Annotated in this window: 21 protein-coding genes and 1 pseudogene; 11 read left to right on the top strand and 11 right to left on the bottom strand. The window is 72.7% G+C overall.

Annotated features, from left to right (window positions below):
* The 3 genes from hisB to hisD are packed head-to-tail and all read right to left on the bottom strand — an operon-like array spanning position 1 to position 3,025.
* Positions 1-594 carry an imidazoleglycerol-phosphate dehydratase HisB gene (hisB, locus tag AB0D66_RS11175; RefSeq protein ID WP_361751629.1) on the bottom strand — a complete coding sequence of 198 codons (594 nt, stop codon included), beginning with the start codon at positions 592-594 and terminating at the stop codon, positions 1-3.
* A complete protein-coding gene (locus AB0D66_RS11170) occupies positions 591-1,706 on the bottom strand; it encodes a histidinol-phosphate transaminase (protein WP_362300075.1) in 1,116 nt (371 codons plus the stop codon). Before AB0D66_RS11170 ends, hisB begins: the two co-directional genes overlap by 4 nt.
* Entirely contained in the window at positions 1,703-3,025 is a 1,323-nt protein-coding gene (gene hisD, locus AB0D66_RS11165) for a histidinol dehydrogenase (protein WP_362300073.1), read from the bottom strand. Before hisD ends, AB0D66_RS11170 begins: the two co-directional genes overlap by 4 nt.
* A 139-nt stretch (positions 3,026-3,164) precedes the next feature.
* Here hisD and AB0D66_RS11160 point away from each other — a divergent pair, with 139 nt between their 5' ends.
* Genes AB0D66_RS11160 through ybaK form a run of 3 tightly spaced genes read left to right on the top strand, consistent with a single transcriptional unit; the run spans position 3,165 to position 6,053 of the window.
* Positions 3,165-4,760: an oxidoreductase gene (locus AB0D66_RS11160; protein WP_362300070.1), complete on the top strand. Its 1,596-nt coding sequence runs from the start codon at positions 3,165-3,167 to the stop codon at positions 4,758-4,760.
* Positions 4,761-4,794: 34 nt separating this feature from the next.
* Positions 4,795-5,532 (top strand): LON peptidase substrate-binding domain-containing protein, encoded by a 738-nt coding sequence (locus AB0D66_RS11155; protein WP_362300067.1) that lies wholly within the window; start codon positions 4,795-4,797, stop codon positions 5,530-5,532.
* A gap of 23 nt (positions 5,533-5,555) precedes the next feature.
* Complete coding sequence (gene ybaK / locus AB0D66_RS11150) at positions 5,556-6,053, top strand: Cys-tRNA(Pro) deacylase (protein WP_362300064.1); 498 nt, start codon at positions 5,556-5,558, stop codon at positions 6,051-6,053.
* Positions 6,054-6,398: 345 nt separating this feature from the next.
* On the opposite strand, the gene AB0D66_RS11145 is transcribed toward ybaK, so the two are convergent.
* From AB0D66_RS11145 to AB0D66_RS11130, 4 genes are all read right to left on the bottom strand, one after another.
* Entirely contained in the window at positions 6,399-7,025 is a 627-nt protein-coding gene (locus AB0D66_RS11145; protein ID WP_362300061.1) for a hypothetical protein, read from the bottom strand.
* A 55-nt stretch (positions 7,026-7,080) separates the two neighbouring features.
* Entirely contained in the window at positions 7,081-7,968 is an 888-nt protein-coding gene (locus tag AB0D66_RS11140) for an ABC transporter permease (RefSeq protein ID WP_362300058.1), read from the bottom strand.
* Entirely contained in the window at positions 7,965-8,927 is a 963-nt protein-coding gene (locus AB0D66_RS11135; protein ID WP_362300350.1) for an ABC transporter ATP-binding protein, read from the bottom strand. Before AB0D66_RS11135 ends, AB0D66_RS11140 begins: the two co-directional genes overlap by 4 nt.
* 103 nt (positions 8,928-9,030) lie before the next feature.
* On the bottom strand, positions 9,031-10,341 hold the full coding sequence (locus AB0D66_RS11130) for an NYN domain-containing protein (RefSeq protein ID WP_362300055.1): 1,311 nt from the start codon (positions 10,339-10,341) through the stop codon (positions 9,031-9,033).
* Between the two features lie 223 nt (positions 10,342-10,564).
* On the opposite strand from AB0D66_RS11130, the gene AB0D66_RS11125 reads away from it, so the two are divergent.
* Complete coding sequence (locus tag AB0D66_RS11125; RefSeq protein ID WP_362300052.1) at positions 10,565-10,729, top strand: hypothetical protein; 165 nt, start codon at positions 10,565-10,567, stop codon at positions 10,727-10,729.
* Between the two features lie 74 nt (positions 10,730-10,803).
* Here AB0D66_RS11125 and dnaE read toward each other — a convergent pair whose 3' ends face one another.
* Complete coding sequence (gene dnaE / locus AB0D66_RS11120) at positions 10,804-14,346, bottom strand: DNA polymerase III subunit alpha (protein WP_362300049.1); 3,543 nt, start codon at positions 14,344-14,346, stop codon at positions 10,804-10,806.
* Positions 14,347-14,514: 168 nt separating this feature from the next.
* Here dnaE and AB0D66_RS11115 point away from each other — a divergent pair, with 168 nt between their 5' ends.
* The 6 genes and pseudogenes from AB0D66_RS11115 to AB0D66_RS11090 all read left to right on the top strand — a co-directional run.
* Positions 14,515-15,867, top strand: coding sequence for a DUF2252 domain-containing protein (locus AB0D66_RS11115; RefSeq protein ID WP_362300047.1), 1,353 nt, complete (start codon positions 14,515-14,517; stop codon positions 15,865-15,867).
* A gap of 69 nt (positions 15,868-15,936) precedes the next feature.
* On the top strand, positions 15,937-16,623 hold the full coding sequence (locus AB0D66_RS11110; protein WP_362300044.1) for a hypothetical protein: 687 nt from the start codon (positions 15,937-15,939) through the stop codon (positions 16,621-16,623).
* Between the two features lie 45 nt (positions 16,624-16,668).
* Positions 16,669-17,463 (top strand): DsbA family protein, encoded by a 795-nt coding sequence (locus AB0D66_RS11105; RefSeq protein WP_362300041.1) that lies wholly within the window; start codon positions 16,669-16,671, stop codon positions 17,461-17,463.
* A gap of 130 nt (positions 17,464-17,593) precedes the next feature.
* Complete coding sequence (locus AB0D66_RS11100) at positions 17,594-19,255, top strand: alkaline phosphatase D family protein (protein ID WP_362300037.1); 1,662 nt, start codon at positions 17,594-17,596, stop codon at positions 19,253-19,255.
* A gap of 224 nt (positions 19,256-19,479) precedes the next feature.
* Positions 19,480-20,433, top strand: coding sequence for a zinc metalloprotease (locus tag AB0D66_RS11095; RefSeq protein ID WP_362300348.1), 954 nt, complete (start codon positions 19,480-19,482; stop codon positions 20,431-20,433).
* A gap of 41 nt (positions 20,434-20,474) precedes the next feature.
* Positions 20,475-21,296, top strand: a pseudogene (locus AB0D66_RS11090) (serine/threonine-protein kinase); the annotation flags it as partial.
* A 148-nt stretch (positions 21,297-21,444) separates the two neighbouring features.
* Here the strand turns inward: AB0D66_RS11090 and AB0D66_RS11085 are convergent.
* The gene (locus AB0D66_RS11085; RefSeq protein WP_362300034.1) at positions 21,445-22,023 is read right to left on the bottom strand and encodes a dienelactone hydrolase family protein; all 579 of its coding nucleotides are present in this window, start codon (positions 22,021-22,023) and stop codon (positions 21,445-21,447) included.
* Positions 22,024-22,071: 48 nt separating this feature from the next.
* On the opposite strand from AB0D66_RS11085, the gene AB0D66_RS11080 reads away from it, so the two are divergent.
* Positions 22,072-23,115: a mechanosensitive ion channel domain-containing protein gene (locus tag AB0D66_RS11080; protein ID WP_362300345.1), complete on the top strand. Its 1,044-nt coding sequence runs from the start codon at positions 22,072-22,074 to the stop codon at positions 23,113-23,115.
* A 31-nt stretch (positions 23,116-23,146) separates the two neighbouring features.
* Here AB0D66_RS11080 and AB0D66_RS11075 read toward each other — a convergent pair whose 3' ends face one another.
* Positions 23,147-24,544, bottom strand: coding sequence for a HAMP domain-containing sensor histidine kinase (locus tag AB0D66_RS11075; RefSeq protein ID WP_362300031.1), 1,398 nt, complete (start codon positions 24,542-24,544; stop codon positions 23,147-23,149).
* The gene (locus AB0D66_RS11070) at positions 24,541-25,236 is read right to left on the bottom strand and encodes a response regulator transcription factor (RefSeq protein ID WP_362300029.1); all 696 of its coding nucleotides are present in this window, start codon (positions 25,234-25,236) and stop codon (positions 24,541-24,543) included. Before AB0D66_RS11070 ends, AB0D66_RS11075 begins: the two co-directional genes overlap by 4 nt.
* Positions 25,237-25,278 lie beyond the last annotated feature (42 nt).

Below are 25,278 nucleotides of genomic sequence, written 5' to 3'. Positions count from 1 at the left end.
CTAGAGGGCGCCCTTCGTCGAGGGCAGGATGCCGGCCGCGCGCGGGTCGAACTCGGCGGCGTAGCGCAGGGCTCGCGCGAGGGCCTTGAACTGGCACTCCACGATGTGGTGGGCGTTGCGGCCGTACGGGACGTGGATGTGCAGGGCGATCTGGGCCTGCGCGACGAAGGACTCGAAGATGTGCCGGGTCATCGTCGTGTCGTAGGAGCCGATCATCGGCGCCATGTTCTCGGGCTCGGTGTGCACGAGGTAGGGGCGGCCGGACAGGTCCACGGTCACCTGGGCGAGGGACTCGTCGAGCGGCACGGTGCAGTTGCCGAAGCGGTAGATGCCCACCTTGTCGCCGAGGGCCTGCTTGAAGGCGGCGCCGAGTGCGAGGGCGGTGTCCTCGATGGTGTGGTGGGTGTCGATGTGCAGGTCGCCGTCGGTCTTGACGGTGAGGTCGAAGAGGCCGTGGCGGCCGAGCTGGTCGAGCATGTGGTCGAAGAAGCCCACACCCGTCGACACGTCGACCCGGCCGGTGCCGTCGAGGTTTATCTCGACGACGACGGAGGTCTCCTTCGTGGTCCGTTCGACCCGTCCGATGCGGCTCATGCGTGCTGCTCCTTCTTCAGTGCGCGAACCGCTTCCAGGAACGCGTCGTTCTCGTCCGGCGTGCCCGCGGTGACCCGCAGCCAGCCCGGTACGCCGTTGTCCCGGACCAGGACACCCCGGTCGAGGATCTTCTGCCAGGCGGTGTGCGAGTCCTCGAACCTGCCGAACTGGACGAAGTTCGCGTCGGACTCGGTGACCTCGTAGCCGATGGCCCGCAGTTCGTCGACCAGGCGGTCGCGCTCGGCCTTGAGCTGCTCGACGTAGCCGAGCAGGGTGTCGGTGTGCTCCAGGGCGGCCAGCGCGGTCGCCTGGGTGACGGCCGACAGGTGGTACGGCAGGCGCACCAGCTGGACGGCGTCGACGACCGCGGGGTGCGCGGCCAGGTAGCCCAGCCGCAGGCCGGCGGCGCCGAAGGCCTTGGACATGGTCCGGGAGACCACCAGGTTCGGCCGTCCCTCGATGAGGGGCAGCAGCGAGTCGCGGTGGCTGAACTCCACGTACGCCTCGTCGACCACCACCAGGGAGGGCTTGGCCGCCTGCGCGGCCGCGTAGAGGGCGAGGACCGTCTCGGCCTCGACCGCGGTGCCCGTGGGGTTGTTGGGAGAGGTGATGAAGACGACGTCCGGGGCCTGCTCGGCGATGGCCCGCTCGGCGGCCGCCACGTCGATGGTGAAGTCGTCCCGGCGCGGGCCGGAGATCCACCCGGTGCCGGTGCCGCGCGAGATCAGCGCGTGCATCGAGTACGAGGGCTCGAAGCCGATCGCCGTGCGCCCCGGCCCGCCGAAGGTCTGCAGCAGCTGCTGGATGACCTCGTTGGAGCCGTTGGCGGCCCAGACGTTCTCCCGCGTGACCGGGTGTCCGGCCGTACGGGTGAGGTAGGCGGCCAGTTCGGTGCGCAGCTCGACCGCGTCCCGGTCGGGGTAGCGGTTGAGGGTGCGGGCGGCGTCGGCGACGCGCTCGGCGATCCGCCGGACGAGCGGCTCGGGCAGCTCGTACGGGTTCTCGTTGGTGTTCAGCTGGACGGGCACGTCGAGCTGCGGGGCGCCGTACGGGGTCTTGCCGCGCAGCTCGTCCCGGATGGGGAGGTCGTCGATCGCGATGTTCGCCGTCATGCGGTCGGCACCTTCCATCCGAAACGCGCCTTGAGGGCGGCGCCGTGCGCGGGCAGGTCCTCGGCCTCGGCCAGCGTCACCACGTGGTGCGTGACCTCGGCGAGGGCGTCCCGCGTGTAGTCGACGATGTGGATGCCGCGCAGGAAGGACTGCACGGACAGGCCGGAGGAGTGGCAGGCGCAGCCGCCGGTGGGCAGCACGTGGTTCGACCCGGCGCAGTAGTCGCCGAGGGAGACGGGGGCCCACGGGCCGACGAAGATCGCGCCGGCGTTGCGGACGCGGGCGGCCCAGGCGGCCGCGTCGGCCGTCTGGATCTCCAGGTGCTCGGCGCCGTACGCGTCGACGACCTTGAGGCCGTCCTCCAGGCTGTCGACCAGCACGATCGCGGACTGCTTGCCCGCGAGCGCCGGCTTGATCCGGTCGTGGATGTGCTTCGAGGCGGCGACCTGCGGCTCCAGCTCGCGCTCGACGGCTTCCGCGAGCTCCGCGGAGTCCGTGACGAGGACGGCGGCGGCCAGCGGGTCGTGCTCGGCCTGGCTGATCAGGTCGGCGGCCACGTGCACCGGGTCGGCCGTGGAGTCCGCGAGGACCGCGATCTCGGTGGGGCCGGCCTCGGTGTCGATGCCGATCTTGCCGGTGAAGTAGCGCTTGGCGGCGGCGACCCAGATGTTGCCGGGGCCGGTCACCATGTTGGAAGGCAGGCACTCTTCGGTCCCGTACGCGAACATCGCGACGGCTTGGGCCCCGCCGGCCGCGTACACCTCGTCCACGCCGAGCAGCGCGCACGCGGCGAGGATCGTGGGGTGCGGCAGGCCGCCGAACTGTTTCTGCGGCGGGGACGCGAGCGCGATCGACTCGACGCCCGCCTCCTGCGCCGGTACGACGTTCATGACGACGGAGGACGGGTACACCGAGCGGCCGCCCGGGGCGTACAGCCCCACCCGCTCGACCGGAACCCATTTCTCGGTCACCGTGCCGCCGGGGACCACCTGGGTGGTGTGCTCGGTGCGGCGCTGGTTGCGGTGCACGATCCGGGCGCGCCGGATCGACTCCTCGAGGGCGGCGCGGACGGCCGGGTCCAGCTGCTCCAGCGCGGCCGAGACGGCCTCCGCGGGCACCCGGACCTGCGAGAGCTCGACCCCGTCGAACTTCTGCGCGTACTCGATCAGCGCCGCCGTGCCACGATGATGGACGTCCTCGCAGATGGGCCGCACCTTCTCCAGGGCGGCTTCCACGTCGAACTCGGCACGGGGCAGCAGATCGCGCAGGGCGCCGCCCTCGGGGAGGGCGTTGCCGCGCAGGTCGATACGAGAGATCACCCCCCAATTCTCTCAGACCGCATCACGCCACCGTTCGCCCGTATCACTGGCTGATACACACCCCGGGTGTCACAGGCCCCCGATAGCTTTGATCACAGACGCTTGCAGGGCATGCAGGTGACAGCGGAGGGGGGCCGCCATGACCGAGGCGCGCGCGGGCGAGGAACCGGCGGATCTCACCGCCGCCGAGCGCCGCATGTGGGAGGCGTACCGCACGGGCAGCGTCTGCGATCTCAGTGTCCGCGCCGCCGACCGGGACGATCCGCACGCCGAGCACGTCTGGGGCCCCGAGCGCGGTGTCCGCGCCGAGGTGGTGGCCCTGCTCCTGCTGCACGGGCCCGCTCCGGTGCCGGGCCGGGTGGCCTCGCTCAAGCTGCGGGGCGTACGGATCACGGGGCGCCTCGACCTGTCCGGGGGCACCGTCGGCCCGTACGTGGAACTGCAGTCCTGCCGCTTCGACAGCGAGATCCAGCTGTCCGAGACCCGGTTCGGCACGCTGCGGCTGATCAACTGCGCGATCCCCCGGCTGGAGGCGGCCCGCCTGCACACCGAGGGCGATCTGCACATGCCGCGCTGCCGGGTGGCCCGGGGCATCCGGCTGACCGACGCGCAGATAGGCACCGACCTGCTGATCAGCCAGGCGGTGGTGCAGCGGGACACCAAGGGCCGGGCGATCACCGCCGACGGGATGTCGGTGGCGCAGGACTTCCAGGGCGAGCTGCTGGAGACGTACGGGGAGGTGAGCCTGCGCGGCGCGACGGTCGGCGTGTCGATGAACCTGCGCGGCGCCCGCCTGCGCAATCCGTACGGGAAGTACGCGCTGAACGCCCCGCAGCTGACCGTCGAGCGGACCCTCTACCTGACCTCGATCGCGCTGGACTACGTCCCCGGCTCGAACTCCTCCACTCCCCCGTACGGGCTGGGCCTGACGCCGACGCGGGGGCAGCGCGCGCAGCACTTCGAGTGCCGGGGCGGGATGCGGCTGGACGACGGCCGCTTCGGGGACGCCATCGACTTCTTCGGGGCCCGCTTCGTGCTCACGCAGGAGCAGGAGATATCCCTGCGCAGGATCCAGACCCCCGAGTTCCGCTTCGTGGGCGAGCGGCCGGAGCGCGGGCGGGTCGTGGTGTCGGGGGCGAAGGTGGTCAAGCTCGTCGACACCTCCACCAGCTGGCCGGGCCCGGGCTGGGTGTCCATCGAGGGCTTCGTCTACGAGACCCTCGCCCCGCGGGGCCACTTCCCCCTGTCGCGCCGGCTCGAGTGGGTGGAGGCGGCGACCCCCGAGTACTCGCCGGAGCCGTACGAGCGCCTGGCGGCCGTGCTGCGGACCAGCGGTGAGGACGCGGACGCCCGCGAGGTGCTGCTGGCCAAGCAGCGGCGCCGCCGGGGGACCCTGCCGCCGGCGGCCAGGGCCTGGGGCTACCTCCAGGACTGGACGGTGGTCTACGGCTACCGCCCGGGCCGGGCCGCGCTGTGGATGGTGGTGCTGTGGGCGGCGGGCGCGCTGCTGTTCTCCCAGCACCGGCCGCCGCCGATCAAGGAGAACGAGCACCCCGAGTGGGATGCCGCCCTGTACGCCCTGGACCTGCTGCTCCCGGTGATCGACCTGGGCCAGCAGGCCCAGTGGAAGGTGGACGGCGGCTGGCAGTGGGGAGCGGCCGCGCTGATCCTCCTGGGCTGGATCCTGGCCACGACGGTGGCGGCGGGCGCGTCCCGCGTGCTGAGGCGAGGGTGACGGCGCCGGCCCGGCGGCCACTACCCTGTGCCTCGTGACCACCGTTCGCCTGCCCCTCTTCCCGCTGAACTCGGTGCTGTTCCCGGGACTCGTCCTCCCGCTGAACATCTTCGAGGAGCGTTATCGCGCCATGATGCTCGAGCTGCTGAAGACGAGCGAGGACGAGCCGCGCCGTTTCGCGGTCGTCGCCATCCGCGACGGCCGCGAGGTCGCGCCGACCGCGCCCGGCCTGCCCGACCAGACGGCCCTTCCCGAGCGGGGCCCGGCCGCGGGCTTCGGCGCGGACCCGGTGCAGGCCTTCCACCGGGTGGGCTGCATCGCGGACGCGGCGACGATCCGCGAACGGGAGGACGGCAGCTTCGAGGTCCTCGCCACCGGCACGGCGCGGGTCCGGCTGCTCTCGGTCGACTCCTCGGGCCCCTTCCTCACGGCGGAGCTGGAAGAGCTCCCGGAGGACGCGGGCGAGGGGGCGGGCGCCCTGGCGGAGGGGGTGCTGCGGGCGTTCCGCAACTACCAGAAGCGGCTGGCGGGGGCCCGCGAGCGGTCCCTGACGGGTGCGGAGCTCCCCGACGACCCGTCGGTGGTCTCGTACCTGGTGGCAGCGGCGGCGGTCCTGGACATCCCGGCGAAGCAGCGGCTGCTCCAGGCCCCGGACACGGCGACGCGGCTGGCGGAGGAGCTGAAGCTGCTGCGCGCGGAGACGGCGGTGATCCGCCATCTGCCCTCGCTGCCGGCGGTGGACCTGACCCGCGCCCCGACCAGCCCGAACTGAACCGACCCGACCCGACTGGACCGATGGCGAAGAAACCCAAGCAGGCGGCGGCCGGAACCCCGGCGATCGCGGCCCTCACGGCGGCGGGCGTCGCCTTCACGACGCACGCGTACGAGCACGACCCGGCGCATCCCTCGTACGGCGAGGAGGCGGCGCAGGCGCTCGGCGTCTCGCCGGCCCAGGTCTTCAAGACCCTGGTCGCGGACGTGGACGGGGCCCTGACGGTGGCGGTGGTCCCGGTGTCGGGATCGCTGGACCTGAAGGCGCTGGCGGCGGCGGTGGGCGGGAAGCGGGCGGCGATGGCCGACCCGGTGCTGGCGGAACGCACCACGGGCTACGTGCGGGGCGGCATCTCGCCGCTGGGCCAGCGGCGGCCCCTGCGCACGGTGCTCGACGCCTCTGCTTCGGCGCACGCGACCATCTGCTGCTCGGCCGGCCGCCGGGGCCTGGAGGTCGAGCTCTCCCCCACGGACCTGACCACCCTGACCAACGCCACGGTGGCCCCGATCGCCCGCCCGTAGCCTCCGGCGGTGGGCTGGGACCGACAGCCCAGGCTCCGCCACAACCCGGGCCGGCACACCGCAGCGCAAGCTCCGCGGGCCCGGCCCACACCCGCGCCTCAAACGCCGGCGGGGCTGGTTCGGGCCGACCGCCGCTGCCACGGGGCGTCACCCGCACCCGAAGGCGTACGCCGGGCACATTCAGCCCCGCCGGCGTTTGAGGCGCGGGGTCCGGGGCGGAGCCCCGAGCTGTGACGCGCGTACAAGAAGGACGCGCAGGCCCCCCAGCCCCGCCGGCGTTTGAGGCGCGGGGTCCGGGGCGGAGCCCCGAGCCGTGCCGCGGGCCGGCTTCGAGGCGGGGGCCGGTCAGGCGGGGGGCTGCGGGGGGTGGTGGTAGCCCGTCCAGCCCGGCGGCGGACCCGGGTCAGGGTCCCGGGGGGTCCACAGGGCCGTGAGGGCCAGGTGGACCAGCACGGCGGCCATCGGCCAGACCAGCAGCGCCCCGTGCGCCATCAACTCCAGCGGCGCGTCGAACGGCACCCCCTTGCCCGCCCCGGCAGCAGCCGCGGCCAGGTCCGTAGACGGCCCCAGCCACAGCCCGAACCGCCACCCCACCACCGCGGCGAACAGCGATCCGACCGCGAGCCCGACCACCAGCGGCACACCGCCGGCCCGGCGCCACAGGAAGGTGCCGGCCGCGCTCAGCACGCCCAGCCCCGCCGACAGCAGGAAGAACGTCCCGTCGGACCCGATCCGCGCCTCGCTCTCGGTGTTGCGCAGGAAGACCGCCTCCCCGTTGGAGACGTACTGCACGCGCGGCGCGAGCCACACCCACAGCAGTCCGAGCAGCACTCCGGCCACCCCGACGGCCAGGGCGACGGCGGCCCCGTCCCGGACGTCCTCGGGGGTGACGGCCACGGCGGCGGCCTCCGGCTTCTCGGGCGGGAGCGACGGCGGGTCGTAAGGCGACGGCGGGGTCACGGCTTCGGTCACCCCCACATCGTGCCAGGTCCCGAACGACACGGACCGCCCGGCACCGCCGCCGGCATCAGCGGACCGCGGCCCGCCGGTACGCCCATGTGGCGACGGCCAGCGACAGGACGCCCACCGCCCCGCACACCCCGAGGTCGAGCGCGACGACGGCCCAGTCCGGGTCCGGGGCGAAGGTCTGCGCGAAGGCCTCGACCCCGTACGTGGACGGCAGCAGGTCCCGCGCCCACACGATCACCTCCGGCATCCGCTCGGGCGGCAGCACCCCCAGCAGCAGCGCGGCCGACATGCCGAGCTGCCCGGCCAGCGTGGCCAGCTCCTGCCGCGGCGCCAGCAGCCCGAGCGCCGCGCCGAGCCCGGCCAGCGCCGCCCCGGCCAGCGGCACCACCGCGGCCAGGATCCACAGCCCGCTCATCGGCAGCCCGAACAGCAGGCACCCGAACACGGCCGTGACCAGCGTCCCCGGCAGGGTGAAGGAGGCGTACGCCGCGGCCGCGCCCAGCACCACCGAGGCGGGCGGCACCGGCAGCGTGGCGTAGTGGTCGAGCCCGCCGCTCGCCCGCAGCTGCCCGAAGTACTGCGCGAGCAGGTTCAGCGCCACGAAGGCCACGACGAGGACGGAGGAGCCGGCCACGACCGCCCGGGCCTCCGAGCCCCCGTCCACCACCCCCCGCATCAGGATCATGATCCCGACGGACTGGAAGGTGGCCACGAACAGCAGTGGGATCCGCGCCACCCGCGCCCGGGACAGCTGCGCCCGGTACACGGCGGCCAGCGCCGGGAGCAGCCCGGCCCGCGGGGCCAGCGGCGCGGCGGCCGGCTGCCGGTCCCCGGCCGGCGCGGCGGCGGCCGGTCCGGCGGCTCCCGCTCCGGCGGCTCCGGCCCCGGCGGCGCCCCGCCCGGCGCCGGCGACCGGCGCGACAGTGCCCGTCGTACGGTCGCTCACGACTTCACCAGCCCCTTCGTCTTCCCGCCGAGTGCCAGGTAGACGTCCTCCAGGCTCGGCGTGGCCAGCGTGAAGTCGTCGAGGGCGGCGAAGGCCGGCCCTCCGGTGACCGCGGCCACCGCGGCCCGCGCGTCCTCGGCCGGCAGCCGCAGCACCCAGCGCCGCCCGGACTCGGCGGCGAGCCCGCGCAGCGCCGCGACCTCCGGCACGTCCAGCGGGGCGCTCTCGCGCCACACCAGTTCCAGGCGGACCTCGCCCGAGACCATGGCCTTGAGTCCGGCCGGGGTGTCGCAGGCGATGACCTTGCCCTGATCGATGACGGCGACCCGGTCGAGGACGGTCTCGGCCTCGATGACGTTGTGGGTGACCAGTACGACGGTGGCCCCGTGCCGCTCGCGCCGCCGGTCCACGGCCGACCACACGGCGCGCCGGGCCACCGGGTCCATGCCGGTGGTGGGTTCGTCGAGGACCAGCACCGGCCGCTCGCCCACCAGCGCGGCGGCGAAGCAGGCGAGGCGCCGCTGGCCGCCGGAGAGCTTCTTCAGGGGCCGCCCGGCGATCCCGGTCAGCCCGAGCTCCTCCAGTACGTCGTCCCGCGCGGCCCGGGCCGCGCGTACGTCGAGCCCGCGCAGCCGGCCGGTGGTCTCGGCGGCGAGCGACACGGTCAGCTCGTCCAGCGCGGTCGACTCCTGGCCGAGGTAGGCCAGCAGGCGGGCGGCCCGCTCGGGGTGGCGTACGAGGTCGTGGCCGAGCAGGGTCACACTGCCGGCGTCGGGCCGCATCAGCCCGGTGAGCTGGCGGACCAGGGTGGACTTGCCGGCGCCGTTGGGGCCGAGCAGGCCGAAGATCTCGCCGCGCCGGACCTCCAGGCAGACGCCGTCGCTGGCGCGGGTCTCGGGCAGGGCCGGGGCCCCCCGCCGACCGCGTACGGCGGGATAGGTCTTGACCAGGTCACGCACCGCGCAGACGACGTCGGGACCGGCTTCCGCGCCTGCCGCTGTGCCGCTCTGCTCTTGTGCTGTGCCCGTGCTCACGAGGGAGCAGCCTACGCGGCTCCCGCCCCTACTCGGCCCCCGGGGTCGCCGGGGAGGCCGGGTTCAGGGGGGTGGTTCCCGGGGCGGCTGCGGGTACGGCGGCCACGTGTTCGGCGGCGGCGCGGACGTCGATCTCGCGCCAGAACCCGGCCCGGATGGCGTAGCGGTCGTGCTCGTCGATCTGGTCGTCCTTGTGCGCGAGCAGGCCGAACCGGGCGGCGTAGCGCAGCAGCTCGCCGTCGATCCGGTGCGGGATGCGCGGGTACATGGTGGCCAGTTTCTGGAGGTGCACGGTCTCCGGGAGCCGCTCCATCCAGCGCCGGGCGAACACCTGTCCCACCTCGAAGGGGTCGCCGCCGACGGTGGTGATGTCCTCCTCCCGGTCGGCCCACCGCTGCTCGGCGCTGGTGAGCTGGGCGAGGGTGGGCAGGGAGGCGGTCTCGGCGGGTTCGCCGAGCGGTCCGGCGCGGTCGATCCAGCCCTTGTCGGAGGACCAGCGCAGGGCGCTGCCGGCCGGGGCGGGCCCGCTCTGCTGCCCGTTCGGCGGTGCGGCCTGCTGGCCGGGGGCGCGCAGCGAGCCGGCGAGGTCCTTGGGCGTGGGGACGGCCCGGCCGGCGCCGGTGGCGGGTGCGGGGACCGGCAGGCCGTCGCCCTCGTCGTCCCCGGCGCCGGCGGTGCTGTTGCGGGCGGCCTCGGCGAGCGCGGCCTCGGGCAGCGGGGCGGAGAGGATGGCGGCGATGTCGGGGCGCGGGGCGGGCGGCGGGGAGCACAGGCCGGTGAGGTCCTTGGCTCGGACGGCCCGGGTGATCCAGGCCCGGTCCAGGACGCGGCGTTCGTCGGCTTCCGCGACGAGGTCCTCGGACTGGTTGTAGTCCCCGTCGGCGGCCTGTACGGCCCACAGGTGGACGGCGACGCCGTGTTCCTTGGCGGACATCAGGCCGGGCAGCAGGTCTCCGTCGCCGGTCACCAGTACGACGTCGGAGCAGGCGCGGTTGCGGGCCAGCTCGGTGAGCTCGGCGTGCATGGCGGCGTCGACGCCCTTCTGCGCCCAGCGGCCGTCGCTGCGGGTCAGGGCGCCGAGGCGGACGGTGACGCGGGGCATGACGCGCAGCCGGCGGTGCTCGGGCTGAGGCACCCGGTCGGGTGCGCCGTCGAACCAGTAGATGCGCAGCAGGGGCTGCTCGGTGTCGGCTTCGGCCCGCTCGCGCAGTCCCTGGATGAGGGCGGCGTGGTCGACGGTGATGCGGGAGCGGGAGGGCTCCCCTGCGAGGAGGCTCGCGGCGGCGCCCAGCAGATAGCCGGCGTCCACCAGGACGACGCAGCGGTCCACGCGTTCCACCCTCTTCCCTGGGGGTCCTCTGTGCTTTTCGTCGGGTGCCCCGAGTCTGCCCGACCGCAAGGGTGTTGACGGCCGGAACTCGATCATCGGCGTGGCGGATCTCACAAGGGGGCGGGGCGGGGCTCGCGACTACGCGCGGTAATGATCCAAAATGCGCGGTTTCGGGCGTTGTGTGAGTGTGAAGGCGGTCCTGGCCCCTAGACCCCATCACGGAGGCTCCACCATGGCCAAGAACAAGCAGCAGAAGCAGCCGAAGCAGCAGACCCGCTCGTCCTCGCAGGACCCGTCGAGGAGCTCGACGGAGTCCTCGCCCGAGTCGGCCTCGCAGGCGCCGAGTCCGATGGATCTGGCGCACAAGAGCAAGTCGAAGAAGTTCGGCCACAACTGACGCGGCCGCTTCGGATGGCGTGAAGGGCCTGCCCGGCGGTGCCGGGCAGGCCCTTCACGCGTCGTCCGGCCGGGTTATCCGGCCAGGCAGGACGGGCCGAGCAGCACCTTGAGGTCGCCGAACAGGGCGGGGTCGGGCTGGACCCGGTGCTTGTCGAGGCGCAGCACGGTGGTGGTCCGCGGGCCCTGGAGCTTGATCCGCACCTCGGTGTTGCCCTTGTGGTGGCGCAGGATCTCCCCCAGTCGGGTCACCATCGGCGGGGTGACCTTGACGGTGGGGATGGTGAGGACCACCGGGGCGTTGGTGCCGGCGGAGGTGAGGTCGGGGACCATCATCTCCATGGCGACCAGCCGGGGCACGTCCTCGCGCTTGTCGAGGCGGCCCTTGACGAAGACGACGGTGTCCTCGACCAGCTGGGTGGAGACGAGCTGGTAGGTGGCGGGGAAGAACATGCACTCGATGGAGCCGGCCAGGTCCTCGACGGTGGCGATGGCCCAGGCGTTGCCCTGCTTGGTCATCTTGCGCTGGAGGCCGGAGATGATGCCGCCGATGGTGACGACGGCGCCGTCGGAGTGCTCGCCGCCGGTCAGCTGGGAGATGCCGGCGTCGGTCTTGTCGGAGAGCACGTGCTCCAGGCCGAAGAGCGGGTGGTCGGAGACGTAGAGGCCGAGCATCTCGCGCTCCTGGGCGAGCAGGTAGGACTTCTCCCACTCCACGTCGGAGAACTCCACGTCGAGCCCGAAGCCGGGTTCGTCGGCGCCGCCCTCGTCGCCCATGCCGCCGAAGAGGTCGAACTGCCCCTCGGCCTCCTTGCGCTTGACGGCGACCACGTTGTCGATCATCGGTTCGTGGTGGGCGACCAGGCCCTTGCGGGTGTGGCCCATCTCGTCGAAGGCGCCGGCCTTGATCAGCGACTCGACGGTCCGCTTGTTGCAGACCACCGCCTCGACCTTGTCCAGGAAGTCGGGGAAGGAGGAGAACTTCCCCTTGGCCTTGCGGGTCTTGATGATCGACTCGACGACGTTGCTGCCGACGTTGCGCACCGCGGTGAGGCCGAAGAGGATCACGTCGTCGCCCTGGGCGGCGAAGTTCGGCTCGGACTCGTTCACGTTCGGGGGCAGGACCTTGATGCCCATGCGCCGGCACTCGTTCAGGTAGATCGCGGACTTGTCCTTGTCGTCCTTGACCGAGGTGAGCAGGCCCGCCATGTACTCGGCGGGGAAGTTCGCCTTGAGGTAGGCGGTCCAGTAGGAGACCAGCCCGTACGCGGCGGAGTGGGCCTTGTTGAAGGCGTAGCCGGCGAAGGGGACCAGCACGTCCCACAGGGCCTTGATCGCCTGGTCGCTGAAGCCCTTCTTCTTGGCACCCGCCTCGAAGATGACGAAGTTCTTCGCCAGTTCCTCGGGCTTCTTCTTGCCCATCACGCGGCGCAGGATGTCGGCCTCGCCGAGCGAGTACCCGGCGATGATCTGGGCGGCCTTCTGGACCTGCTCCTGGTAGACGATCAGGCCGTAGGTGACCGCGAGCACCTCTTCGAGGGGCTCCTCCAGCTCCGGGTGGATCGGGGTGATCTCCTGCTGCTTGTTCTTGCGCAGGGCGTAGTTCGTGTGCGAGTTCATGCCCATCGGGCCCGGCCGGTACAGGGCCGAGACGGCGGAGATGTCCTCGAAGTTGTCGGGCTTCATCAGGCGCAGCAGGGAGCGCATGGGGCCGCCGTCGAACTGGAAGACGCCGAGGGTGTCGCCGCGGCCGAGCAGTTCGAAGGTCTTGGGGTCGTCGAGCGGGAGGCCCAGGAGATCGATGTCGATCCCCTTGTTGGCCTTCACCATCTTGACGGCGTCGTCCATGATCGTGAGGTTGCGCAGGCCGAGGAAGTCCATCTTCAGCAGGCCGAGCGACTCGCAGCTCGGGTAGTCCCACTGGGTGATGGTGACCCCGTCGGTGTGCCGCACCCAGACGGGCACGTGGTCCGTGATCGGCTCGCTTGACATGATCACGCCGGCCGCGTGCACGCCCATCTGGCGGACCAGGCCCTCCACGCCGCGCGCGGTGTCGATGACCTTCTTCACGTCGGGCTCGTTCTCGTACATCCCGCGGATCTCGCCGGCCTCGCCGTAGCGGGGGTGCGTGGGGTCGAGGATGCCGGAGAGGGGGATGCCCTTGCCGAGGACGTCGGCGGGCATGGCCTTGGTGAGCCGGTCGCCCATGGCGTACGGGTAGCCCAGGACGCGCGCGGAGTCCTTGATCGCGTTCTTGGCCTTGATGGTGCCGTAGGTGCCGATCATGGCGACCTTGTCGGCGCCGTACTTCTCGGTCACGTACCGGATCACCTCGACGCGCCTGCGCTCGTCGAAGTCGATGTCGACGTCGGGCATGGAGATGCGCTCGGGGTTCAGGAAGCGCTCGAAGATCAGCCCGTGGGTGAGCGGGTCGAGGTCGGTGATGCCCATGGCGTACGCCACGATCGAGCCGGCCGCGGAGCCTCGGCCCGGGCCCACCGCGATGCCCTGGTTCTTGGCCCACATGATGAAGTCGGCGACCACGAGGAAGTAGCCGGGGAAGCCCATCGAGATGATCGTGTCCATCTCGTACTCGGCCTGCTTCATCCGGTCGTCCGGGATGCCTCCCGGATAGCGGCGGTGCATGCCGCGCATGGTCTCCTCGCGGAACCAGGTGACCTCGGTGTAGCCCTCGGGGATGTCGAACTTCGGCATCAGGTTCCGCTCGACGAACATGCCGTCGGTGTCGATCTGGTCCGCGACCAGCCGCGTGTTGGCGCAGCCCTCCTGCCAGGCGTCCGAGGAGTCGATGGCGTACATCTCGTCCGTGGACTTCAGGTAGTAGCCGGTGCCGTCGAAGCGGAAGCGGTCCGGGTCCGAGAGGTTCTTGCCGGTCTGGATGCACAGCAGGGCGTCGTGCGCGGTGGCCTCGCTTGCGTACGTGTAGTGCGAGTCGTTCGTGACCAGCGGCGGGATGCCGAGCTTCTTGCCGATCTCCAGCAGCCCGTCGCGGACCCGGCGCTCGATCTCGATGCCGTGGTCCATCAGCTCCAGGAAGTAGCGGTCCCTGCCGAAGATGTCCTGGTACTCGGAGGCCGACTTCAGGGCCTCGTCGAACTGGCCGAGGCGAAGGCGCGTCTGGAGCTCGCCGGAGGGGCAGCCGGTGGAGGCGATCAGCCCCTCGGACCACTTCGAGATGGTCTCCTTGTCCATGCGCGGCCACTTCGTGAGCCAGCCCTCGGCGTAGGCGTCGGAGGACAGCCGGAAGATGTTGTGCAGGCCGGTGGCGTTCGAGGCCCAGATCGTCTTGTGCGTGTAGCCGCCGGAGCCGGAGACGTCGTCGCGCTTCTGGTGGGGCTGCCCCCACTGGATGCGCCGCTTGTTGCGCCGGGACTCGGGAGCCACGTAGGCCTCGATGCCGATGATCGGCGTGACCCCGGCCTTCTTGGCGGTGTGGAAGAAGTCGTAGGCCCCGTGCAGGTTGCCGTGGTCGGACATCGCGATGTGCGTCATGCCCATCTCGTTGCACGCGTTGAACATGTCCTTCAGCCGCGCGGCACCGTCCAGCAGCGAGTACTGGGTGTGGACGTGCAGGTGCGTGAACGGCGGCTTGGTCACGGTGGGAGTCCTCCGGGGGGAGAGAGGGGCGGCAGCTCTGAATCCTACGTCTCCCGGCTGACACATCCGGGGCACCGACGGGTACCTTCATCCGTTGCAGAGCCAAGGACACCTGTCCGGAATGCGATCGACGACCGATCCACCCCGCACCACCAGGAGGCATCCGCCATGGCGGTTCCCGAGACGACCGACGAGCAGCGCGCCGAGCAGATACTGGATGTGTTCGACACCGCCTTCGGCGAACTGCTCGCCGCCGACCCCGCCGCCTTCCAGGTCAAGTTCCGGAAGATGGCCGCCTCGGCCTTCGCCTTCTACCGGGGCACCGCCTGCCTCTTCTACGCGGACCTGGAGCGGGACCGGCACGGCGGCCCCTACCTGGACGAGCGGACGGGCCGGGTGTGGATCCACGGCGACCTGCACGCGGAGAACTTCGGCACGTACATGGACTCCCACGGCCGGCTGGTCTTCAACGTCAACGACTTCGACGAGGCCTACGTCGGCCCCTTCACCTGGGACCTGAAGCGGTTCGCCGCCTCCGTGGCCCTGATCGGCTACACCAAGGCGCTCAGCGACGAGCAGATCAGCGGGCTGGTCCGGGTCTACGCGGACGCCTACCGGGAGCGGATCCACGCCCTGGCCACGGGGGCCAAGAACGACGAGGTGCCCTCCTTCACCCTGGACACCGCCGAGGGCCCGCTGCTGGGCGCGCTGCGCTCGGCCCGTGCCCGCACCCGCTTCTCCCTGCTGGACTCGATGACGGAGATCCGCGACTTCGAGCGCCGCTTCGCCCCGGGCCCCGGCACCGTCGAGCTGGACGCGGCCACCCGCTACAAGGTGCTGGCCGCGTTCGACGGGTACCTGGAGACCCTGCCCGACGAGTCCCTGGTCCGGCCCGACTCCTACCGGGTCAAGGACGTGGTGGGCCGCCGGGGCGTCGGCATCGGCTCCGCGGGCCTGCCCTCCTACAACATCCTGCTGGAGGGGCACAGCGACGCCCTGGAGAACGACGTCGTGATCTACCTCAAGCAGGCCCAGACCCCGGCGGTCTCCCGCCACATCACCGACCGGGCGGTGCGGGACTACTTCCACCACGAGGGGCACCGCACGGTGATCTCCCAGCGCGCCCTGCAGGCCCACGCCGACCCGTGGCTGGGCTGGACGGAGCTGGACGGTTCCGGCCAGCTGGTGGCCGAGGTCTCCCCGTACGCGGTGGACCTGGACTGGTCGGACCTGGACGACCCGGAGGAGATCGCCGCCGTGGTCGCCGACCTGGGCCGGGCCACGGCGACCATGCACGGGGCGGCGGACGCGGCCGAGAGCGGCCAGACCCTGGTGCCCTTCTCCACCGAGCGGGCCATCGACGCGGCCATCGCGGCCGACGAGGAGGGCTTCTCGGGGCTGCTGGTGGACTTCGCCCACGCCTACGGCGCCCGGGCGCGCGCCGACCACCAGATCTTCGTGGACCTCTTCCGCAACGGGCGGCTCGCCCCTTCGGCCGGCGCCGGGCGGAGCCCGCTGTAGTCCCCCGGTGAGGGGCGCGACCGGGACCTGCGGGGCGCCTCCACAGGGACGCATGGCACACTCGCGGCGATGGACATATCAGGGGTGGGACTCAGGGGGCTGCGGGCCGCGCTGTTCAGCGCGCTCGTCGTGCTGCTCTCCGCGGGCTCGCACGTCCTCATGTCCCAGGTGCCCCTGCCGCCCCTGCTGGTGGGCGGGGCCTTCGCCGCCGTGTTCACGCTCTCGTACGCGCTGGCCGGGCGGGAGCGGGGCTTCGGCCCGATCGCCGGGCTGCTCGTCCCGCTGGAGCTGGCCGCGGACACCGTCTTCACCGCCGGCCAGCACCTCTGCTACGGCCCGGCGGGCGGCCCGGTCTCGGGCCCGCTGCGCGCCCTGGGCCTGGAGGAGCTGTGCGGCGGCCCGCCGGTGGGCGGGCCGCTCACCGAGGTGGCCGGGCCCGCCGGCGACCCGGCGGCGCTGCTGTCCTCGCCCGGGCCCTGGTCGCCCTGGCTGCTGCTCGCCGCCCACGTCTCGGTCGGGCTGCTCGCCGCCGGATGGCTGCGCCACGGCGAGCGGGCGCTGGGCCGGCTGCTGCGCGCGCTGGCAGCCTTCGCGTTCCGGCCGCTGCTGCTGGCGGCGGCCCCGGCGGTGGCCGCCGGTCCCGCGCGGCCGATGCCGCGGCCGGTGCTTCCGGGCGCGGGGGCCCGTACGCGCTTCCCCGCACACTCCGTGGGACGGCGGGGGCCTCCCGTGCGCGGCGCGCTCGCAAGCGCCTGACGCACGTACGGCACCCCCATCACGCCACACCCCACGGAGATCACGATGAGTTCACGCAACAGCCAGGCCAACAAGGCTGCCGCCCGCGAGCGGCTGCGCGCCGAGCGCGCGGCGCAGGCGAAGAAGGACAAGGTGCGCCGCCAGGTGATCGTGGCCGGCGCGGTCGTGGCCGCGCTGGCCCTGGCCGGCGGCGTCGGCTACGCGGTCGTGCAGGCCAACCAGCCGGGCTACTGGGACAAGGCCGCCAAGGCGGCGCTGGTCAAGCCGAAGAACACCGAGGGCGAGGACGGCACCACGGTGGTCGTCGGCAAGCCCGAGGCCAAGAAGACCCTCGAGGTCTACGAGGACTCGCGCTGCCCGGCCTGCGCCCAGTTCGAGCAGGCGGTCGGCGAGCAGATCACCAAGGACGTCGACGCCGGCAAGTACAAGCTCCAGTACTTCGGCGCCACCTTCATCGACAACGGCGTCAAGGGCGAGGGCTCGAAGAACGCCCTGAGCGCCCTGGGCGCGGCGCTCAACGTCAGCCCCAAGGCCTTCCTCGACTTCAAGGCCGCGCTCTACTCCAAGGAGCTGCACCCCGAGGAGACCGTCGACAGCTTCGGCAAGGACGACTACCTGCTGAAGGTCGCGGACACGGTCCCGGAGCTCAAGGGCAACGCCGAGTTCAAGAAGGCCGTCGAGGACGGCACGTACGACCGGTGGGCGCTGGAGATGGCCAAGGCCTTCAACAAGTCCGGTGTCACGGGCACGCCGACGCTGAAGATGGACGGCAAGAAGATCGACACCCCGGGGACCCCGGAGCAGTTCACGGCCGCGATCGACAAGGCCCTGCAGGGCTGACCCGGCCATTCCGGAGGCCACTTTTCCGGACAGGCACGTCCCAACGGGCGGGCGGACTCCCAGAGTTCGCCCGCCCGTCGCCTTTCCGGCCCTGTTCCGGTGACCATACCCGTCAGTAATATGATCGTCCGTGACCAGTCATCTCTCCTCCGACGTGGCCGCGGCGAACCCCCGCCGCCGCACGGTCGTTCTCGCTGCCGCGGCCACGGCCGCCCTGGCCCCCCTCACCGCGCTGGGCGCCCCCGCCGCCCATGCCGCCGAGGGCGTACCGGCCTTCCTGCACGGCGTCGCCTCCGGCGACCCGCTGCCCGACGGGATCCTGCTGTGGACCCGCGTCACCCCCACCGCCGAGGCCGTGCCCGGCTCCGGACTCGGCCCGGCCGTCCAGGTCGGCTGGGAGGTGGCCGCGGACCGGAACTTCGCCGGTGTCGTCGCGAGCGGCACCACCACGGCGAGCGCCGCCACCGACCACACGGTCAAGGTGGACGTGCGCGGACTGCGGCCGCAGACGCCGTACTGGTACCGGTTCACGGCCGGCGGGGCGCTCTCGCCCGTCGGGCGCACCCGGACCACCCCCGGCCACGACGTGACCACCTCCGGGGTGCGCTTCGGCGTGGTGTCCTGCGCCAACTGGGAGTCCGGCTACTTCTCCGCCTACCGGCACCTGGCCGCGCGCACCGACCTCGACGCGGTCCTGCACCTCGGCGACTACATCTACGAGTACCAGACCGGGGGGTACCCGGAGGCCAAGTACACCGTCCGCGCGCACGAGCCGAAGCACGAGATCGTCTCGCTGGCCGACTACCGCACCCGGCACGGCACGTACAAGACGGACTCCGACCTCCAGGCTCTGCACCAGGCCCATCCGGTCGTCGCGATCTGGGACGACCACGAGTTCGCGGACGACACCTGGTCCGGCGGCGCCGACAACCACACGCCGGGCACCGAGGGCGACTGGGCGGCCCGCGCGGCCGCCGCCAAGCAGGCCTACTTCGAGTGGATGCCGGTCCGCACCTCCATCGCGGGCACCGTCTACCGCCGCCTGCGCTTCGGCACCCTCGCCGACCTGCACCTGCTCGACCTGCGCTCCTTCCGCTCCCAGCAGGTCAAGGTGGGCAGCGGTTCGGTGGACGACCCCGAGCGCACGCTCACCGGGCGCGCCCAGCTCGACTGGCTGAAGTCGGGCCTCGCGGGCTCCACCGCGACCTGGAAGCTGGTCGGCACCTCGGTGATGATCTCGCCGGTGGCCTTCGCCTCGCTGCCCGCGCACCTGGCCGGGCCGCTCGGCAAGCTGCTCGGCCTGCCCGAGGGCGGCATAGCGGTCAACGTCGACCAGTGGGACGGCTACACGGACGACCGGAAGGAACTCCTGGGCCACCTGAGGGACCGGGGCGTCAAGAACACGGTGTTCCTGACCGGCGACATCCACATGGCGTGGGCGAACGAGGTCCCGGTGAACATGGCCACCTACCCCGGTTCGGGGACGGCGGCGACCGAGTTCGTGGTCACCTCGGTGACCTCGGACAACCTGGACGACATCCTGCACGTGCCGGCGGACACCGCCTCCCTGGTCGCCGAGTCGGCCGTCAAGGCCGCGAACTGGCACGTGAAGTGGCTCGACATGGACGCGCACGGCTACGGCGTGCTCGACGTGACGGCGGAGCGCTCGCAGATGGACTACTACGTGGTGTCCGACAAGCGCCGGCAGGACGCCTCGGCCGCGTGGTCCCGCTCGTACCGGACCCTGAACGGCACGCAGCAGGTGGAGCGGTCCTACCAGCCGGTTCGCTGATCCACCGTCAAATCTCCCGTCACAGGGGGCGCCTGGTCCAGACCAGGCGCCCCCTGTGCGTTTGTGGCAACAAATCTTTTACGCAGGGATCTTGACCTGAATATGTCATGCACACATAAGCTTCGCGCCAGCTGAAGAAGATCCTTCAGGCCACCACCCCCCACTCGCGAGGAGCACACGTGCGCGCGAACGCCCGCATATCCCCCCTTCTCCGCCGCCGCCTGATGAGCACGGCGGTCCTGGCCGGAACCTTGGCCTTCACCCCGCTCGCCGCCCCCACCACCCTGGCCGCAGCCAAGACCCCCGCCGAGGTCTGCGCCGAGGAGGGCACCACCGCGGGCGCCGCGAACGCCCGCGTCTCACGTGCCCACGAGGCGCACGCGGACGAGCCGAACGAGGTCACCGAGGCCGAGGCGAAGGCCATGGACGCCGACCTCAAGGCGAAGCTGGACAAGGCCCTCAAGAACCAGCCGCAGCGCAGCCTGCGCGCCGCCGAGGCCGTCACGAACATCCCCGTGTACTTCCACGTCGTGCACTCGGGCAGCGCCGGCAAGCTCACGTCCACGGACGTCGCCAAGCAGCTCGCGGTCCTCAACGCCGCCTACGGCGGCCAGGGCACCGGCAACGTGAACTCCAACTTCCAGTTCACCCTCGCCGCCACCGACTACACGGACAACGCGTCCTGGTACAACCTGGCCTCCGGCTCCCAGGCCGAGAAGGACATGAAGAACACCCTGCGCAAGGGCGGCCCGGGCGCGCTCAACTTCTACACCGCCAAGCTCTCCGGCGGCCTGCTGGGCTGGGCGACCTTCCCGACCTCCTACGGCTCCGCCCCCAAGATGGACGGCGTGGTCGTCCTGGACAGCTCGCTGCCCGGCGGCTCCGCGGCCAACTACAACGAGGGCGACACCGCGACCCACGAGGTCGGCCACTGGCTGGGGCTCTACCACACCTTCCAGGGCGGCTGTAACGGGAACGGCGACTACGTCTCCGACACCCCGGCCGAGAAGAGCGCCGCGTACGAGTGCCCGACCGGCCGCGACAGCTGCGCGAGCAAGCCGGGCGCCGACCCCATCCGCAACTTCATGGACTACACGTACGACTCCTGCATGTACCAGTTCACCGCCGGCCAGGTCGCCCGCATGACGAGCAGTTGGACGGCCTACCGAGCCGGCTGAACCCCGGGACCCGGCGGGGGCCGCGGGGCTACCCTGGCGGCATGAGCGCGCCGGGGGACGTGATCGACGGACGGTTCGAGCTGGTCGAGAAGATCGGCAGCGGGGGCATGGGCACGGTCTGGAAAGCTCTGGACCGTGTCCTGCACCGCGACGTGGCCGTCAAGGAGGTCCGCCCGCCCGCCGGCCGCGAAGACGGCGGGGCCTCGCGGCAGTTGCGCGCACGCGTACTGCGCGAGGCCCGCGCCCAGGCCCGGATCAACCACCCCCACGTGGCCACCGTCCACCACGTCGTGGACGAGGACCCGTACCCGTGGCTGGTGATGGAGCTGCTGCCCGGCCCCTCCCTCCAGCACCGCCTGGACCGGGGCCCGCTCACCCCGGCCGAGACCGCCCGGACCGGCCGCGAGGTCCTCGCCGGACTGCGCGCGGCCCACGCCGCCGGGATCCGGCACCGGGACGTGAAACCCGCCAACGTCCTGCTGCGGGCCGACGGTTCCGCGGTCCTGACCGACTTCGGCATCGCCGCGATCCAAGGCGCCCCCTCGCTGACACCCGCCGGGGACGTCATCGGGACCCCCGAGTACCTGGCGCCCGAGCGGATCCGGGGCGAGGACCTGCCCGCCTCCGACCTCTGGTCGCTCGGCGTGCTGCTCTACGTGTGCGTCGAGGGCGTCAGCCCGCTGCGCCGGGCCACCGGCCTGGCCACGCTGGCCGCCGTCCTCGCCGACCCCGTCCCGCCCGCCCTGCGGGCCGGCGCCCTGGGCCCCGTACTGGCGGACCTGCTGGTCCGCGATCCGGCGGCCCGGCCGTCCGCCGAGGAGCTGGACGCCCGGCTCGCGGCCGTCGCCGCGGGGGCCGCGCCACCGCCCGCCCCGGCCGACCGGCTCCCGCAGTCGTCCCCGCCGCAGTCGTCCCCGCCGCCACCGCCGCCGTCCCCGTCAGGGACGTCCGGCAGCCGTTTCGGCCCGCCCCCGCCGCTGCCCCGCACGCCGGCACCGCGCGGCTGACCGCCTACAGGGCGTCGAGGAACCCGATCGCGACCTTCCAGGCCTGCTCGGCGGCCTCGGCGTCGTAGTCGTCGAGGCCCGGGTCGGTGAACAGGTGCCCGGCGCCCGGGTAGCTGTGGACCTCCACATCCGCCCCGGCCCGCTGCATCCGCAGGTACCAGGCCGTCAGCCAGTCGTGCGGCTCGAAGGGGTCCGGGTCCGCGACGTGCAGCTGCACCGGCAGGTCGTCCACCGAGGCCGCGTCGTCCAGGTCCGCCGTCCCGTGCAGGAGCAGCAGCCCGCGCGCCTTGTCGTCGGCCAGCGCCAGGTGCTGCGCGAGGGAGCCGCCGAAGGAGAAGCCGGCATAGACCAGACCCTGGTCGGAGTAAGGGGCGGCGGCCAGTACCGCGCGCTTGAGCAGCTCGTCCCGGCCGATCTCGTCCTGGTGGGCCATGCCCTCCTCGACCGTCTCGAAGGTGCGTCCCTCGAAGAGGTCCGGCACGTGCACCTGGTGCCCGGCCGCGCGCAGCCGGCCGGCCGCCTCGTGCACCGCGGGCCGCAGCCCGTACGTCGAATGGAAGAGCATGATGTTCATACCCACCATCGTGCCAGTTTCCGGTGACCGCTTCCGGTTACCTTCCTACCCATGGAGATGGACACCGTCCTGCGCCCCGTCCTGGTCATCGGCGGCGTGCTGGTCGTCACCCTGATCGCCGGCTGGCTCCTCGACCTGCTGCTGCGCCGGGCCGACGCCCGGCATCCCGAAACCCCCCTGTGGGGCCTGCTGCGCCGCTGCCGCCTCCCCTTCCAGCTGGTGCTCTGCACCTCCCTGCTGCGCGGCTCCTACCGCCAGGCGGGCATCCTCCCCGACCACCCCTTCAGCGTCGGCCGCTTCCTCACCCTGGTGCTGATCGCCTCCACGGCGTGGCTGGCCGTGGGCATCGCGACCGCCGCGGTCGACTCCACGTACGCGCGCTACGCGGCCGGGGCCGCCGACGACGCCCGGGTCCGCCGGGTCCGCACCCAGGTCACGCTGATCCAGCGGGTGGTGACCGCCGTGGTGGTCGTGGTCGCGCTGGCGGCCATGCTGCTGACGTTCCCCCCGATGCGGACGGTCGGCGCCTCGATGCTGGCCTCCGCGGGGGTGCTCGGCATCGTGGCGGGCATCGCCGCGCAGTCCTCGCTGGGCAACCTGTTCGCCGGCCTGCAGATCGCCTTCGGCGACACCGTGCGCATCGGCGACACGGTCGTGGTCGACAAGGAGTGGGGCACGGTCGAGGAGATCACGCTGACCTTCCTGACCGTCCGCACCTGGGACGAGCGCCGCATCACGATGCCGGTCTCCTACTTCACGAGCAAGCCGTACGAGAACTGGTCGCGGGGCGGCGCGCAGAAGACCGGCACGGTCTTCTGGCACCTGGACCACAGCGCCCCCATCGAGCTGATGCGGGACCAGCTCCGGACCATCCTGAAGGACATCCCCGAATGGGACGGCCGCGGCGCGGGCCTCGTGGTGACGGACACCACACCGCACACGGTCCAGGTCCGGGCGGTGGTGACGGCGAAGGACGCGGACGACGTCTGGACGGTCCGCTGCGCGGTCCGCGAGCGCCTGATCACCTGGCTCCTGGCCCACCACCCCTACGCCCTCCCCCGCATCGCCACCTCCGAGGCCGCCCCCCGCCCGGAAGCCTGACGACGGCTCCCCGGGCAGGGCCGGCCGCGCCTCAGAACGTCAGCCGGAACAGGGCTCCCCCGCCCGGGGCGGCCTCCGCCACCAGCTCCGCCCCGTGGGCCCGCGCGATCTGCCGCGCCATGGCCAGCCCCAGCCCGGACCCCGGCAGGGCCCGCGCGGCGTCGGCCCGGTAGAAGCGGTCGAAGACGTACGGCAGGTCCTCGGCCGAGATCCCCGGCCCGTGGTCCCGCACGGTCAGCTCCGGACCCGCCGGCAGCACCGCCAGCTCCACCTCCACCGGCAGCCCGGCCGGGCTGAACTTCGCCGCGTTGTCCAGCAGGTTCCCCAGCAGCCGGCTCAGCCGCGCCGGCACCCCGGGCACCACCACCCCCCGGTCCGGCAACCGCACGCGCACCGGCACCCCCGGCCAGTGCGCCCGCGCCGCCTCCGCCCCGTGCTCCACGAGCGAGTCCAGCCGGACCTGCTCCACCAGCGGCTGCGGCTCCTCGTCCCGCGCCAGCTCGATCAGGTCGCTCACGAGCCCCGTCACCTCGCGCAGCTGCCGCCCCAGCGCGGCCGAGGCCCGCTCCCGCTGCTCCGGCGTCAGCCGCTCCGCCCTTGCCAGCAGCTCCGCGTTGGTCCGCAGCGCCGTCAGCGGGGTCCGCAGCTCGTGCGAGGCGTCGGCGACCAGCCTCCGCTGGGCGGTGACCGACTGTTCGAGCTCCCCCAGCATCGTGTTGAAGCTCCCGGCGAGCCGGGTGATCTCGTCCTCCCGCCCGGCGGGCCCCGGCGGCAGCTCGATCCGGTGCCGCGGATCCCGGGTGGCGGCGATCCGCTCGGCCGTCGCCGTCAGCCGGGTGACCGGGGCCAGCCCGGTCCGCGAGACCCAGTGGCCCAGCACCGCCGCGAGCAGCACCCCGGCCGCCGCCGTCAGGAGGAGCAGGCGCGCGGCCTTCTCGATGCCGTCCTCGACGGTGTCGGCCCGCAGCGCGACCTGGATCGCCCGGCCCCTGGCGTAGTCGGTCGTGAGCATCCGGGCGGGATGCCCGGCCAGCGTGATGTTCGTGACGTACGGCTTCCGCCTGCCCTCGGCGACCTCCCGCGCGGCCGGGCTCACGGGCAGCAGCCACGGTGCGCGGGGGTCCTTGGCCGGGTCGGCCGGCACCACCTGCGCACAGGCGGGCGCGGCCAGGAAGCGGCACTCGCCGGCCAGCGTGCCGGGCGCCGCGCCCGGTTCGCGCTGCGCGGCGAGCCCGGCGGACTGCACGAGGGTGAGGTCGAGCTGCCGGTAGAGCGCTGACCGCACGACGAGGAAGGCCGCGGCGCACACCCCCAGTGCCACCAGGGCCACGGCCGCGGTGACCGCCAGCGCCAGCCGGGTCCGCAGCGGCCGCCGCCTGCGCCAGGCGGCACCGAGCCGCCGGCGCCCCCGCCCCTCGGAGCCGCTCATACCGCGTCCAGCCGGTACCCGACCCCGTGCACCGTGTGGACCAGCCGGGGCTCGCCGCCCGCCTCCAGCTTCCGGCGCAGGTAGCCGACGTACACCGCGAGGGAGTTGGAGTCCGGCCCGAAGTCCCGCCCCCACACCAGCTCCAGGATCAGCTCCCGGGGGAGCACCTGGCCGGGGTGGCGCAGCAGCAGTTCCAGCAGCGCGGCCTCGGTGCGGCTGAACTCCAGCGGCCGTCCGCCGCGCCGCCCGGTCCGGGTCCCGGGGTCCAGGACGAGGTCGGCGAAGGCGAGCGGGGCGGCGCCCGGCGGCTCGGGGGCGGCCCGCCGCAGCAGCGCCCGTACCCGCGCGACCAGCTCGTCCAGGGCGAACGGCTTGACGAGGTAGTCGTCGGCCCCGGCCTCCAGCCCGTCCACGCGTTCGCTGACGGAGGTCCGCGCGGTCAGGACGAGTACGGGCGTACGGTCGCCCAGCGCGCGCAGCTGCCGGCACACGCCGAGCCCGTCGAGCACCGGCATCATCACGTCCAGCACGACCGCGTCGGGCTCCCAGGCCGCCACCTGCGAGAGCGCGGCCAGTCCGTCCGCAGCGCCCCGCACCTCGAACCCCTCGACGGCCAGCCCGTCCTCGACGGCGGCCCGCACCTCGGGCTCGTCGTCGACCACCAGAATCCGATGCCTGTTCAGGGAGCTCATGGGCAAAGCCTGCCAAAGGTGCCGTCGCGAACCTCTTAGAAC

The organism is Streptomyces sp. NPDC048270, from assembly GCF_040652335.1.
Classification (GTDB): Bacteria; Actinomycetota; Actinomycetes; order Streptomycetales; family Streptomycetaceae; genus Streptomyces.
Note: the sequence above shows the minus strand (reverse complement) of the source record. Positions and strands in the feature narration are given on the sequence as shown.

Excerpts from the sequence above, each read along its gene's own strand:
- AB0D66_RS11110 (WP_362300044.1), top strand. The coding sequence starts at position 15,937 with ATGGACATATCAGGGGTGGGACTCAGGGGGCTGCGGGCCGCGCTGTTC.
- ybaK (WP_362300064.1), top strand. The coding sequence starts at position 5,556 with ATGGCGAAGAAACCCAAGCAGGCGGCGGCCGGAACCCCGGCGATCGCG.
- AB0D66_RS11070 (WP_362300029.1), bottom strand. The coding sequence starts at position 25,236 with ATGAGCTCCCTGAACAGGCATCGGATTCTGGTGGTCGACGACGAGCCC.
- AB0D66_RS11085 (WP_362300034.1), bottom strand. The coding sequence starts at position 22,023 with ATGGTGGGTATGAACATCATGCTCTTCCATTCGACGTACGGGCTGCGG.
- AB0D66_RS11080 (WP_362300345.1), top strand. The coding sequence starts at position 22,072 with ATGGACACCGTCCTGCGCCCCGTCCTGGTCATCGGCGGCGTGCTGGTC.
- AB0D66_RS11105 (WP_362300041.1), top strand. The coding sequence starts at position 16,669 with ATGAGTTCACGCAACAGCCAGGCCAACAAGGCTGCCGCCCGCGAGCGG.
- AB0D66_RS11075 (WP_362300031.1), bottom strand. The coding sequence starts at position 24,544 with ATGAGCGGCTCCGAGGGGCGGGGGCGCCGGCGGCTCGGTGCCGCCTGG.
- AB0D66_RS11160 (WP_362300070.1), top strand. The coding sequence starts at position 3,165 with ATGACCGAGGCGCGCGCGGGCGAGGAACCGGCGGATCTCACCGCCGCC.
- AB0D66_RS11170 (WP_362300075.1), bottom strand. The coding sequence starts at position 1,706 with ATGACGGCGAACATCGCGATCGACGACCTCCCCATCCGGGACGAGCTG.
- AB0D66_RS11115 (WP_362300047.1), top strand. The coding sequence starts at position 14,515 with ATGGCGGTTCCCGAGACGACCGACGAGCAGCGCGCCGAGCAGATACTG.
- AB0D66_RS11125 (WP_362300052.1), top strand. The coding sequence starts at position 10,565 with ATGGCCAAGAACAAGCAGCAGAAGCAGCCGAAGCAGCAGACCCGCTCG.
- hisB (WP_361751629.1), bottom strand. The coding sequence starts at position 594 with ATGAGCCGCATCGGACGGGTCGAACGGACCACGAAGGAGACCTCCGTC.
- AB0D66_RS11095 (WP_362300348.1), top strand. The coding sequence starts at position 19,480 with ATGAGCACGGCGGTCCTGGCCGGAACCTTGGCCTTCACCCCGCTCGCC.